11 protein-coding genes are annotated in these 12,996 nt (G+C 36.4%); 6 read left to right on the top strand and 5 right to left on the bottom strand.

Features of this window, described 5'->3' with window-relative positions; all coding sequences use genetic code 11:
• Window positions 1–496: 496 nt before the first annotated feature.
• Window positions 497–1,759 (bottom strand): DNA recombination protein RmuC, encoded by a 1,263-nt coding sequence (locus tag AC07XU_RS04995; protein ID WP_494942519.1) that lies wholly within the window; start codon window positions 1,757–1,759, stop codon window positions 497–499.
• Window positions 1,760–1,836: 77 nt separating this feature from the next.
• Here AC07XU_RS04995 and purU point away from each other — a divergent pair, with 77 nt between their 5' ends.
• Window positions 1,837–2,676 (top strand): formyltetrahydrofolate deformylase, encoded by an 840-nt coding sequence (gene purU / locus AC07XU_RS04990; RefSeq protein WP_494942518.1) that lies wholly within the window; start codon window positions 1,837–1,839, stop codon window positions 2,674–2,676.
• Window positions 2,677–2,996: 320 nt separating this feature from the next.
• On the opposite strand, the gene AC07XU_RS04985 is transcribed toward purU, so the two are convergent.
• Window positions 2,997–4,136, bottom strand: a complete 1,140-nt coding sequence (locus AC07XU_RS04985; protein WP_494942517.1) for an NAD(P)/FAD-dependent oxidoreductase — start codon at window positions 4,134–4,136, stop codon at window positions 2,997–2,999.
• An 85-nt stretch (window positions 4,137–4,221) separates the two neighbouring features.
• Here AC07XU_RS04985 and AC07XU_RS04980 point away from each other — a divergent pair, with 85 nt between their 5' ends.
• Window positions 4,222–4,917, top strand: a complete 696-nt coding sequence (locus AC07XU_RS04980; protein ID WP_494942516.1) for a zinc metallopeptidase — start codon at window positions 4,222–4,224, stop codon at window positions 4,915–4,917.
• 490 nt (window positions 4,918–5,407) lie between these two features.
• Here AC07XU_RS04980 and apaG read toward each other — a convergent pair whose 3' ends face one another.
• Together apaG and dusB are read right to left on the bottom strand one after the other, a co-directional pair.
• Entirely contained in the window at window positions 5,408–5,794 is a 387-nt protein-coding gene (apaG, locus tag AC07XU_RS04975) for a Co2+/Mg2+ efflux facilitator ApaG/CorD (protein ID WP_494942515.1), read from the bottom strand.
• 30 nt (window positions 5,795–5,824) lie between these two features.
• A complete protein-coding gene (gene dusB, locus AC07XU_RS04970) occupies window positions 5,825–6,832 on the bottom strand; it encodes a tRNA dihydrouridine synthase DusB (protein WP_494942514.1) in 1,008 nt (335 codons plus the stop codon).
• A gap of 52 nt (window positions 6,833–6,884) precedes the next feature.
• On the opposite strand from dusB, the gene AC07XU_RS04965 reads away from it, so the two are divergent.
• The 4 genes from AC07XU_RS04965 (at window position 6,885) to AC07XU_RS04950 (ending at window position 12,656) form a co-directional block, all read left to right on the top strand.
• Complete coding sequence (locus tag AC07XU_RS04965; protein ID WP_494942513.1) at window positions 6,885–7,832, top strand: CPBP family glutamic-type intramembrane protease; 948 nt, start codon at window positions 6,885–6,887, stop codon at window positions 7,830–7,832.
• 37 nt (window positions 7,833–7,869) lie between these two features.
• Window positions 7,870–8,676 (top strand): phosphatidate cytidylyltransferase, encoded by an 807-nt coding sequence (locus AC07XU_RS04960; protein ID WP_494942512.1) that lies wholly within the window; start codon window positions 7,870–7,872, stop codon window positions 8,674–8,676.
• 426 nt (window positions 8,677–9,102) lie between these two features.
• On the top strand, window positions 9,103–11,793 hold the full coding sequence (locus AC07XU_RS04955) for a M14 family metallopeptidase (protein WP_494942511.1): 2,691 nt from the start codon (window positions 9,103–9,105) through the stop codon (window positions 11,791–11,793).
• Window positions 11,794–11,939: 146 nt separating this feature from the next.
• Window positions 11,940–12,656, top strand: coding sequence for a DsbA family oxidoreductase (locus tag AC07XU_RS04950; RefSeq protein ID WP_494942510.1), 717 nt, complete (start codon window positions 11,940–11,942; stop codon window positions 12,654–12,656).
• A gap of 88 nt (window positions 12,657–12,744) precedes the next feature.
• Here AC07XU_RS04950 and AC07XU_RS04945 read toward each other — a convergent pair whose 3' ends face one another.
• Window positions 12,745–12,957: a DUF3820 family protein gene (locus AC07XU_RS04945; protein ID WP_494942509.1), complete on the bottom strand. Its 213-nt coding sequence runs from the start codon at window positions 12,955–12,957 to the stop codon at window positions 12,745–12,747.
• Window positions 12,958–12,996 lie beyond the last annotated feature (39 nt).

Raw genomic sequence — 12,996 nt, 5'->3', positions numbered from 1 at the left:
CATTCCCGCGAAGGCGGGAATCGTAAAACGATAAAAGGTAAATTTTAAGTATTAACTATAGCATTACGATACCCAGTCGAGCTGGGTATGACGACTGACCAAAATATTGATAAAAAATTGATACACCTGCATCAATGGATTTTAGTTAGCGTTATTTAACGATGAACTGTAACACACTCCGTCATTCCCGCGAAGGCGGGAATCGTAAAACGATAAAAGGTAAATTTTAAGTATTAACTATAGCATTACGATACCCAGTTAAGCTGGGTATGACGACTGACCAAAATGTTGATAAAAAATTGATATACCTACATCAATGCATTTTAGTTAGCGTTATTTAACGATGAACTGTAACACACTCCGTCATTCCCGCGAAGGCGGGAATCGTAAAGGGATAAAAGGTAACTTTTAAGTATTAACTATAGCATTACGATACCCAGTCAAGCTGGGTATGACGAACTAACATTTTGAAAGGTAGTAATGACGAAACAAAAACTTAATCCTCCTCCAAAAACTTACTATCAATCTGTTTATTCGCCTTCGTCTTCGCTCCTAATTTTTTAATTTTTTCTACTTTACCAATTAAATTTCCATTACCAAACTGTAGTTTTTTAAAAGCATCATCGTGAGCTTTTTGAGTAAGATTAAGGTGCTTACCAATATTTTCCATATCAGCTAAAAAGCCAACGAATTTATCATACAAAGCACCCGCTTCTTCGGCAATTTCAAAAACATTTTTGTTTTGCCTATCTACTTTCCAAATGCTAGCAATGGTGCGTAAAGTTGCTAATAAAGTCGTCGGACTAACAATAACTACCTTTCTATCCCAAGCATAATTAAATAATTCATTATCAGCTTGAATAGTTACACTAAAAGAAGATTCTATTGGCATAAATAGCAAAACGAAATCTGGGGAATTAATTCGATATAGATTTTGATAGTTTTTACCCGCTAAACCATCAATATGAGCTTTAACTGAAAGTATATGCTGCTTAAGGTTAATTAGTTTTTCTTCTTCAGTTTCTGCACTCATCATTCGCTCGTAAGCAACCAAGCTAATTTTAGCGTCTACAATCAAATGTTTTTCATCGGGCAGGTCAATTATCACATCTGGTTGAAATCTTGCTCCTTCGCTATTGATACTGGCTTGTATTCGGTATTCCCTGTCTTTCACTAATCCCGAACGTTCTAAAACTCTTTCTAAAATAACTTCGCCCCAATTGCCTTGTTTTTTGCTATCGCCTTTTAAAGCTTTAGTTAAATTATTAGCATCAAGCTGGATTTGCTTACTCTGATCCATCAATTGAAAAATCACTCCTTTTAATTGACTTCTTTCTGCAGCTTCCGTTTGGTAAACCTTCTCCACTTTTTCTTCAAAAGATTTGATATTTGCCTTTAGCGGATTTAAGATCGTATCTAAATTGGTTTGATTTTGTGCAGTAAACTTTGCCGATTTTTCATCCAAAATCTTGTTGGCAATATGCGAAAACTCTAATGTAAATTTTTGTTGTAAATCTGCCAGGTTTTTTTGTTGCTCATTCAACTTATCCTGATAAGAATTTACCAAAGCTTCGGCTTTAATCAAATTGCTTCTTTCTAAATTAAAGCGCTCACGTAAATCGTTCAATTCATCGCTAAGTTTTAGTTTTTCTTCTTTTAAATAGTTAATGGTATCACTGTTGTTAGCTGGTTTTCGCATCAATAATACAATGATCAACAACACAACAATAATTAAGGTTATAACGATGGCAATTTCCATTTGCTAAGAATTTTATCAAAAATAATAAATATTGATTAGCTAAATTTTTATACTTGCTAAATCTTAATACATACTTCATGAACAGCCTCTTAGTTTTAATCCAATGTAAAGACAGCGTTGGTTTAGTTAGCAACATTACCCGAATTTTAGCGCAACACCAATTAAATATCATCGCTATGCGAGAGTTTGTAGATGAGGCTGAGCAGAAATTTTTTACACGAATAGAATGTAGTGGCACCATTGAAAATCTCACTATTTTACAGCAAGAATTAATAAACAATTTACCAACAGCGGCCGATGTTCGATTGATACCTAAAGCAGAAAAAAGTATTGCTTTATTGGTGACAAAAGAATTTCATTGTTTAGCAGATGTTTTAGTAAGAGCTCATTTTAAAACCCTCGGAGCAACTGTAAAATGTGTAATTGGCAACCACGAAACCTTAAAAGAATTTGCCGAAAAATTTGACGTTCCATTTTACTTTGTTTCTCATGAGGCTAAAAGCAAAGCTGATTTTGAGAACGAAATCACTAGTATTTTATCGAACTACGAACTTGATTATATTGTGCTGGCCAAGTTTATGAGGATACTTTCTCCTGCATTTAACGCTCAGTATCAAAATCAAATTATCAACATCCACCACTCCTTTTTGCCAGCATTTATTGGCGCTAGTCCGTATAAACAAGCTTTTGAAAGAGGTGTAAAAATTATTGGCGCAACAGCCCATTTTGTGACTGATAATTTAGATGAAGGACCGATTATATCACAACAAACTATCCATGTAAACCATACTTATGATGCCAAACAAATGGCGGTTGCAGGCAGAGAAATTGAAAAAGCGGTGTTAAGCAAGGCTCTTGAACAGGTTTTAGAAGATAGAGTTTTTGTGAGTAGCAATAAAACGATTGTTTTTGAGTAGGTTTTTACCACATAGGCACATAATTAATACACTTTGACAAAATTGTAGACGCCTTATTATTATTTTGTCAAAGTTTGATAGGTGATAGAACTACTTGAACCAAATGATTTCACGAAGAAAATAAAAGCTGATGATAAATGTGATCATACGATTAATATGATTAGGAATTTTTTTAAATCTGCAGGAATAAAATATGGAGTTGTAGATGATAGAAAGATATAGTTATTAAAATTAAAAGCACTCCTTCATGCTTAATTTATTTCAGCATCTGTTAAGCATGAAAGACCCTGAAATAAATTCAGGGTGACGACAAACAAGAATCACAAACGCTCCACCACCATCTCCCCTGCTTCTTCGCCAGTAAAACTACCAATTGCTATACCCATCCCATTGCATCGCACTGCGCAAAAAACGTTCGGCTTTACTTCTTCTATAATTGGAGCTAAAGCAGGACCAAAAGCCATAATCCCGCTCCACTTGTGTTCAATTTCAAAATCAATTTCTGGAATAATTACTTCTTTTAATAATTGATGTAAGGCATTTTGAACCAATTCAGTTTGTCCAAACTCAGTGGTTTCTTCTGCCTTAAAATCTAAATTTCTTCCACCGCCTAAAAGGATGCGATTGTCCACATTTCTAAAATAATAGTAACCCTTATCGTAATGAAATGTGCCTTTTACTTTCAAATTTTTTATCGGCGAGGTTACTAAAACTTGTCCACGACCAGGAGAAACGGCCAAATCGGGCAACAAATCTTTAACAAAAGCATTAGTTGTTAACAGCACTTTTTTTGCTATAAACTTGCCTTGGTTGGTTAATGTTGAACATCCGTTGTTTTCTTCAACCAGAGCTTCAACCCTACAATTATTTAAAACCATTACACCAAGCGCACTACTTTTTGCTAACAAAGCTTTCATCATTTTACCCGGATCAATTTTTGCCTCCAATTGGCATTCAATTAAAGTTTCTACGCCATTAAAACCGAACTGACTGATTTTGGTATTAGCCAACCGATAAGTGTCCTCTTTATTTACAATGTCTGCTATTAAGTTATTAAAATGGCTAATTTTTGATACACAATCAGTAGCCAAAACAGATTGATTATCTTTAAAAAGTTCATATCCGCCATAATTCTGAAATCTTATATTGTCATCGCCGAGCAAATTTTTGAGTTTCTGCAAACCATTCCATCGCCTTGTAATAAGGCTATGTAAAGCATCAGTTCCACTTATTTTCTCTTGCTCAATTAATTCAGAAATGCTTCCAAAACAAGCAAAGCCAGCATTCTTTGTGCTTGCTCCAGCTGGTAAAAAACCTCTTTCTAATACTAAAACACTAATTTTTGGATTTTTAGTTTTAACAGTTATTGCCGCATTTAAACCAACAATGCCACTGCCAACAATCACAACATCGGCATTAAAAAAATTCTTTTTTTCCCAGTACGACCAATTATGAGACATTTCTAATAAATTTAAATTTGCATAACACATTTAAAGATGGGAACACTTTTTGATTTAACGAAGAAGAAAAACATACAAAATCGATATGGGAACCTATTTAATTTTAATTATCCCGGTATTGTTGTTGAGCATGTTTGTGCAGTGGAGATTTAGAAATAAATTCGCAAAATATGCAGAAATGCAACTCAACTCTGCTTTATCGGGCAAAGAAGTAGCCGAAAGAATGCTACATGATAATGGTATTTACGATGTAAATGTGCTCAGTTTAGAAGGGCAATTAACTGATCACTATAATCCAGAAACCAGAACAGTAAACCTCAGTACAGACGTTTATTATGGCCGTAGCGTAGCTGCTGCAGCTGTTGCTGCACACGAATGTGGACATGCCGTGCAACATGCAAAAGCATATAGCTGGCTACAGTTTCGCTCTAGCATGGTGCCAATTGTAAGCATCTCGTCAAACTTATTGCAGTGGGTGCTTTTGTTGGGTATTATGCTCATGATTTTTAATGGTTCACCTATTGTATTGGCGGTTGGCGTAGTTGGTTTAGCGTTAGTAACTATTTTTAGCTTTATTACCTTACCAGTAGAATTTGATGCCAGTAAAAGAGCCCTAATTTGGCTAAAAAATAACAGAGGTGTTATGCAAACCGACGAAGAAAATGTACAGGCAAAAGATGCTTTATGGTGGGCAGCCATGACCTATGTTGTAGCCGCTTTGGGTGCCTTAGCCAATTTACTCTACTATGCATCAATGTTGTTTGGTGGCAGAAGAGATTAAAAAATTATACAAATGAACTCGAAGGAAGGATGGTATGAATTTATCATCCTTTTTTTATTGAAAAGCAGTTGAGCAACAACTATTTATGTTCGTCCCGCCATACACTTATATCTTTTTGTGGTATATGTTAGTAATGCCATCAATTTAACTACCCTACTCGTAGTGATTTGATGAATATTTTTGGTCACAAAAAAAGGATATCGTTGCTGTCGGATTTAAAAACAATGGCCTTGCTCCTAATGGAACGTTCCATAGCATGAGCCGTATACTTGGCGCCCAACAATTTCATAAAAGTGATGTACTTTGTTATTTAAACCCAATGGCAGCGAACATGTAGTCCCGACCTTTAGGTTGGGACGAAATAAAGCGAACAGTGGGACTGATTTAGCCAAAAGCTATTGGCATAGTTTTACAAATCTTTTTTAAAGACGCTTCGACAAGCTGCCGATGTAAAATCAACACAAGTCAGCATGATGAGTATAGAAAGAAATTAATTCAACTTATAAGGAACGATCAATTGAAATTCTGGAATATCTACCTTAAAACTTTTTTCTAATACCAAATTGTGCATGGTGTAATTACCTCTCATACTGCCAATATCAGTTTTTAAGTTGCAACCAGAAACGTAAGAATAGCTATCGCCAGGTTCAATTACAGGTTGTACGCCAACCACACCTTCTCCTTCAACTTCCCTAACTGTTCCGTTGCTATCGAAGATAAACCATTTTCTGCGCATCAATTGTATGGCATGAGCGGATAAATTTTCTACCTCTATGCGGTAAGCGAACATGTAATGCTCGTTGGCCGGGTTGGAATGCTCGTCTTGGTAAATGGTCTCTACCGAAATTTTTACACCGTCTGTAATTGCTGTAACCATTTGATAAATTTATGAAATGCTTTTCAATAATCAAGCCATTTCAGAAAAAGGCAAAACATGCTCGTATTTTTCTGCCACTTCGTCTAAAATTTGATGAATAGTTTCTAAATTTTCTTCTTTTACCAGCAACATTCTGTAGTGTTTAAAATCTGGTAAACCTTTAAAATAGTTCGAATAATGTCTTCTCATTTCGAAAATACCAACTTTTGGGCCTTTCCATTCGATAGATTTATCTAAATGCGTTCTGCAGGCAATTATTCGTTCTTCTAATGTTGGTCCAGGTAAAAATTCTCCCGTTTTAAAAAAATGTTTCACCTCTCTAAAAATCCAAGGATAGCCAATCGCGGCTCTTCCGATCATAATGCCGTCAACTTCATACTCTAATCGCCAATTGGCAGCTTTTACAGCACTATCAACATCGCCATTGCCAAATATTGGGATTTTAATACGCGGATTGCGTTTAATTTCTCTAATTAAAGTCCAATCTGCTTCACCTTTGTACAATTGAGCACGGGTACGACCATGGATGGTTAAAGCTTGTATACCAATGTCTTGTAAGCGCTCAGCAACTTCCTCAATGTTTTTCGTATTATCATCCCAGCCTAAACGGGTTTTAACGGTAACTGGCAAATGCGTTGCTTTTACAACAGCTTCTGTCATTTTTACCATTTTATCAATGTCTTGCAACAAGGCAGAACCAGCACCACGGCAAGCCACGTTTTTAACCGGGCAACCATAATTAATATCCATTAAATCTGGCCCAGCCAGGGTAGCAATTTCTGTAGCTTCACGCATACTTTCTATATCACTACCAAAAATTTGTATCCCAATTGGCCTTTCATACTCGAAAATATCGAGTTTTTTGCGGCTTTTTGCGGCATCGCGGATCAATCCTTCTGATGAAATAAACTCTGTATACATCAAATCTGCACCACCTTGTTTGCACACATAACGGAAGGGCGGATCGCTCACATCTTCCATCGGCGCCAGCAACAAAGGGAATTCTCCTAAATCAATATTTCCTATCTTTACAGACATTTTTCTATCTTCAAACCAAATTTATGCAACAAAGGTACGAAAATTCAAAATAATGCAACTGAGCCAACCTGTTAGAGAAGAAAATCATCCGTTTTTACAATTGTTAATTATGGGCATAAGCGCTATTATTGGGTTAATTGTATTTGCGATTATTGGAATTGTTATTTGCCTTGCCATTTATGGTATGGATATTTTTCGTAATATGGATTGGATGACCGGGAGAGATTTAAAATACATTGGCGCATTAAAAATTCTAGTTACCGCACAGCAAATTGGTTTATTTTTAGTTCCGGCAATTGCTTTATCTATTTTTGAAGGCAAAAGACCACAACGTTTTTATGGTTTTAAAACGCCGACGTTCGAACTGTTTGGGCTTGTTTTTCTGTTAATGCTTTTTTCAGTTCCATTAATGGGTTGGATTAACGAACAAAACATGAACATGCACTTACCCAATTTTTTAAATGATTTAGAAAATTGGATGCGCAAAATGGAAGATGACGGTTTAGTAACAACAAAAGCCATTTTAGCCGGAACATCGGTTGGCGCATTGGTTATTAACCTTTTGGTAATTGCAGTTACACCAGCAATTTGCGAAGAGTTAATTTTTAGAGGAGGTTTACAAAGAACATTAATAAGATGGATTAAAAACCCTCATGTAGCCATCTGGACATCGGCAATTATATTTAGCACCATACATTTTCAGTTTTTTGGCTTTTTTCCTAGACTATTTTTAGGCGCTGCTTTTGGTTACATTTATTTTTGGACAGGCAGTTTGTGGTATTCAATGTTTGCTCATTTTATAAATAACGGCTATGCAGTTGTAATTGCTTGGTATATGCAACGAAACAACATGCCAATAGAAAAAGCAGACGACATGAATATTGCTTGGTACGGCTACGTTATAAGTGCAATTTTAACCATAGCTTTGTTTTGGTTTTTAAAGAAAAAGTCGGAAGACAGAAGACCGATGTCCGAAATTAAAAGTAATTCACCTAAATAATGTCTCAAATCTCACATCTCAATTCTCCTATCTCCAAATGAAAACCAGAGCAATAACCGCTTTCTTTTTTACCATTGTAATGCTTGCTTCATTATTTAATGGCTATACTTTTACTGGCTTTTATTTGTTTTTGAGCATTATAGCATTACTAGAATTTTATAAAATGGTAAAAATGGGCGGTATTCGTCCGCATAGAAACATGGGCGTTGCGGTTGCTGCCATTATGTTTAGCTTAACTGCGGCGTATCATTTTTTTGAGTTTGAGCTTAAATATTTGCTACTTATTGTACCCTTAATTTTTTCTGTTTTTATATTAGAGCTTTACAAAAAGAACAAAATACCTTTCGCTAACATTTCTTACACATTCGTGGGATTTATTTATGTAACTGTGCCTTTTTGTTTTTTCTACTCGTTAGGTTTTTTGGTTGATTCTTTCAACTACAACTTTCATTTACCATTAGCATTTTTATTGCTGTTGTGGGCAAGTGACACTGGCGCATATTTGTTTGGGGTTAAATTTGGTAAAACCAGATTATTTGAACGCCATTCGCCAAAAAAATCATGGGAAGGATTTTTAGGAGGATTGTTTACCAGTTTATTGGTTTCTTACCTGATTTCTACTCAGTTTACCGAAATGAGCCCATCTGTTTGGGGCGGCATGGCAGTATTAATTGTGTGTTTTGGTACGCTTGGCGATTTGGTAGAATCGATGTTAAAAAGAAGTTTAGATGCAAAGGATTCAGGCACATTTTTACCTGGTCATGGTGGGTTTTTAGATCGTTTTGATGGCTTATTGATTGCCGCCCCTGTGGTGTACGTTTATCTGTATTTGATTTTGTATTAACGCAGCATTCATATTTTTCTTTTGAAGCGCAATTTTCTGCAATTATTAAAGTTAGTCCTACTTTACGCTATATTTTTTATTAACCTAAAGGTTTTAATAAAAAGATACCGCTTCAATTAGGGCTATATAACTTAATGCGGTGCTAAATAAACCCCTCATAGTAGCAACGGCCAGCGTTTATAAACCTGATAGCAGCGAAAATCTTTTTTTGATTGTCATCTTAAGCGCCTGCCTCATGTGGTTGGTAGAAAGACAAATCAAAAAAAATTGTAGCGAATAGCAGGAATTCCAATCCTATTAAAACACCAGAGTATATTTTCAAAATTAACTTCTAAATCACTTAAGTGCTCTTGTAACAAATTTACAGCAAGCAAAATATCTTTCGTTTTCTGCTTTATATTTGAGTAACAAACTAAACTTATTTTCATGGTAAAATTTTACAAACCTTGCATTTGGTTGGTGGCAATGTTTTTTTGCGTACAATCAGCTTTTGCACAAAACATTCCTAAGCCAAAAGATCATTTTGGCTTTAACATTGGCGATGATTATCAATTGGCCAACTACACGCAAACTGAGGCTTATTTTAAGAAGTTAGCAGCTACTTCTAAACGTGTTAAATTGGTAGATATTGGTAAAACTGAAGAGGGCAGAACCCAATACATGTTGATTGTAACTTCAGAAGATAACCATAGAAATTTAGCGAAATACAAAGAGATTTCTCAAAAGTTAGCTAGGGCGGAAGGCTTAACACCAGAACAAGCAAAGCAATTGGCTCAAGATGGCAAAGCCATAGTTTGGATTGATGGTGGTTTGCATGCAAACGAAACCGTTGGCGCCCATCAGTTGATTGAAACAGCTTATAATTTAGCCAGTAGAACTGATGCCGAAACCAACAAAATTTTAGATAATGTAATTGTGTTGATGACACATGCCAATCCGGATGGACAAGAGCTGCAGAGCGATTGGTACATGAGAGAGAAAGACCCAAAAAAGCGCTCATTAGCTGGTTTGCCTCGTTTGTACGAAAAATATGCAGGGCATGATAATAACCGCGATTTCTTTATGCTAAACCTAAAAGAAACGCAAAACATGGGTCGCCAGTTGTTTGTAGAGTGGATACCGCAGATTATGTATAACCATCACCAAGCTGGGCCAGCAGGAACTGTTGTTGCTGGGCCGCCTTACCGCGATCCATACAACTATGTTTTCGACCCAATTTTAATGACCAGCTTAGATGCTGTTGGTGCTGCAATGCATACCAGAATGAATGTGGAGACCAAACCAGGCTACACGCAACGTGGTGGCTCTGTATTTTCTACTTGGTACAATGGTGGTTTAAGAACAACAACCTATTTCCATAATATGATAGGTTTGTTAACCGAGATTGTGGGTAGTCCAACACCATCAGATATTCCTTTAGTTCCATCTCGCTTATTGCCAAATGGCGACTCTCCAAACCCGGTTTTACCGCAAAAATGGTATTTCAAAAACTCGATAGATTACTCTGTTTCTTTGAATTATGCGGTTTTAAACTATGCTCAGCGTTATTATGATGAGTTATTGTTTAACATTTACAAAATGGGCAAAAACTCAATTGATAGAGGAAGTAAAGACACTTGGTCTTTCTCACCTAAAAAAATTGATGCGATTAACGCTGCGGCTCAAGCAGATAGATCTGGCAACAATAGGGGAGGTATACCTGTTAAATATTTAGATACAGTAATGAAAAATCCTTTAAACAGAGATCCTCGAGGTTATATACTTTCTGCGGATCAGCCCGATTTTTCTACTGCAATTCGCTTTTTAAACGCCTTAATTAGAACAGGTGTTGGTGTGCAAAAAGCTACTGCTTCTTTTTCGGTTGCTGGTAAAAATTATCCTGCCGGAAGTTATATTGTAAAAACAGATCAGGCGTTTCGTCCGCATGTTTTAGATATGTTCGAACCACAAGATCACCCTAATGACTTTAAATATGAAGGTGGCCCGCCAGTTGCGCCTTACGATGCGGCAGGTTGGACTTTAGCTTATTTGATGAATGTTAAATTCGATCGTATTTTAAACAATTTCGAAGGACCGTTTGAAAAAATACCATACGGCGAATTGTTAAAGGTTACACCAAAACCTTTACCTTCTGGTAGTGGATATGTACTTAACGCTGCGGCAAATGAAAGTTATACTGCGGTAAATGAATTGTTAAAAAGTGGTGTAGAAGTTTATCGCAATGCAAAAGATGGCTCATTTTATGTTCCGGCAGCAGCTAAAGCAAAAACTATTTTAGCTAACGGTTATGGCATGAAGGTTTCAACTGCCAGCAAACCCGTTAATTCGGTAAAAATTGCTCCTTCTCGTATCGCTATTTGGGATACTTATGGTGGGTCAATGCCTTCGGGTTGGATTAGATACATTATGGAGCAATATAAATTTGATGCCACAGTAATTTATCCTCAAGATATTGATAAGGGCAATTTAAAAGACAAATACGATGTTATTGTTTTTGTTGGCGGTTCAATCCCTGCATATAATCCTAATGCAACAGAAGTTGGTAGCAGAGGCGGTTTTGGTACACCAGCTTTAGAAAGTATACCAGAAGAATTTAGAAACAGAATTGGAAGGGTTTCGCAAGATAAATCTATTCCGCAATTGAAATCGTTTTTAGAAGCTGGCGGAAAAATTGTAGCCATTGGTTCTGCTACAAATTTAGCAGCTCATTTAGATTTACCTGTTCGCAACGCGATGGTAGAAATGGTTGATGGCACAGAAAAAAGGTTGCCTGCAACTAAATATTATGTACCAGGTAGTGTGTTAAATGTAGCTGTAGATCAATCGATAGCAGCAAATTGGGGTATGGAAAAAACTGCTGATATTTATTTTGATAATAGCCCAGTGTTTAAGTTAAGCCCAAACAATAGTGGTAAAATTAGACCATTAGCATGGTTCTCATCAGCAACGCCGTTACGTAGCGGTTGGGCATGGGGACAAAGCTACTTACAAGATGGTGTAGCTGCTTTCGAAGCTGATTACGGTAAGGGTAAATTATACGCTTTCGGACCAGAAATCACTTTCAGATCTCAAACACACGGTACATTTAAATGGATGTTTAATCAGTTGTATAAGTAATTTTGTCACATTGAGCTTATCGAAATGTATGTGAAGTCTTCGACAAGCTCAGACTGACAACCATGTTAAAAACCCAGCAAAATAACATTGCTGGGTTTTTACTTTCTGCTTACCATTCAAAAAATCATCAGCCTTACCTTTGTTAAATGAAAGTAGAAATCTGGTCGGATGTAATGTGTCCGTTTTGTTATATTGGTAAAAGGCATTTTGAAAAAGCGATTGAGAAACTGCCGTTCAAGAATGAAATTGAGGTAGAATGGAAAAGTTTTCAGCTTAATCCAGATTACCACAATACCAATAACGAAGATTTATATAGCTATTTAGCGAGAGCTAAAGGGATGAGTGTTCAACAGGCTAAACAAATGACCGGTCAGATAGAAGAAATGGCCGCAAATGTTGGTTTAAATTTACATTTCGAAACCAATATTCCTGCTAATTCTTTTGATGCACATCGATTTTTACATTTCGCGAAAAGTAAAGGCATGCAAAATGAAGCTGAAGAGGCAATGTTTAGTGCCTATTTTACACACTCAAAAGATATTGCTAAGCATGAAACCTTAATCAGCATTGCTGAAGAGTTAGGATTAGATGTTGCTGAAACTTTACAAGTTTTAAAAGGCGACGATTTTGCTGAGGCAGTTCGTTATGATGTTTATGAAAGTCAGCAATTAGGCGTTAGAGGTGTGCCTTATTTTGTATTAGATAGAAAATACGCTTTATCTGGCGCTCAGCCAATTCCTGCGTTCGAACAGGCAATTGTGCAGAGTTTTACCGAATGGCAAGCTACGCAGCCTAAAACACAGCTCAAATCATTAAACAAAAATGATGATGCAGTTTGTGAGGAAAATGGTTGTGAGGTGTAACAGACTTGTCATCCTGACGAAGGAAGGATCTCATAAAGAGAATTTCCCTTTATAGATTCTTCGCTGCGCTCTGAATGACAAAACTAGCTTACATCTTCTTCAATCCTTGCAACAAATACTCCAAACCATTTAACTTAATCTCATACATAGTGGCTAATAAATGCCCTAACCTTCCGGGAGGAAAACCTTGACTATGAAACCAAACCAAATACGTTTCTGGTAAACGCGAAATGATCCAGCCCTTATACTTCCCGAAAGGCATTTTCATTGTAACAAGCTCGGTTAACATTTGTGGATCCATTGAGTAGGTTGAAAGGTTGTAAAGTTGAAATGTTAAATT

Source organism: Pedobacter sp. GW456-11-11-14-TSB4, from assembly GCF_059424425.1.
This window is presented reverse-complemented; position numbering and strand designations above follow the sequence as displayed.

Coding starts and splice junctions, on each gene's coding strand:
- AC07XU_RS04985 (WP_494942517.1), bottom strand. CDS start 4,136: ATGTCTCATAATTGGTCGTACTGGGAAAAAAAGAATTTTTTTAATGCC.
- AC07XU_RS04950 (WP_494942510.1), top strand. CDS start 11,940: ATGAAAGTAGAAATCTGGTCGGATGTAATGTGTCCGTTTTGTTATATT.
- apaG (WP_494942515.1), bottom strand. CDS start 5,794: ATGGTTACAGCAATTACAGACGGTGTAAAAATTTCGGTAGAGACCATT.
- AC07XU_RS04965 (WP_494942513.1), top strand. CDS start 6,885: ATGCAACTGAGCCAACCTGTTAGAGAAGAAAATCATCCGTTTTTACAA.
- AC07XU_RS04995 (WP_494942519.1), bottom strand. CDS start 1,759: ATGGAAATTGCCATCGTTATAACCTTAATTATTGTTGTGTTGTTGATC.
- purU (WP_494942518.1), top strand. CDS start 1,837: ATGAACAGCCTCTTAGTTTTAATCCAATGTAAAGACAGCGTTGGTTTA.
- AC07XU_RS04945 (WP_494942509.1), bottom strand. CDS start 12,957: ATGGATCCACAAATGTTAACCGAGCTTGTTACAATGAAAATGCCTTTC.
- AC07XU_RS04960 (WP_494942512.1), top strand. CDS start 7,870: ATGAAAACCAGAGCAATAACCGCTTTCTTTTTTACCATTGTAATGCTT.
- AC07XU_RS04955 (WP_494942511.1), top strand. CDS start 9,103: ATGGTAAAATTTTACAAACCTTGCATTTGGTTGGTGGCAATGTTTTTT.
- dusB (WP_494942514.1), bottom strand. CDS start 6,832: ATGTCTGTAAAGATAGGAAATATTGATTTAGGAGAATTCCCTTTGTTG.
- AC07XU_RS04980 (WP_494942516.1), top strand. CDS start 4,222: ATGGGAACCTATTTAATTTTAATTATCCCGGTATTGTTGTTGAGCATG.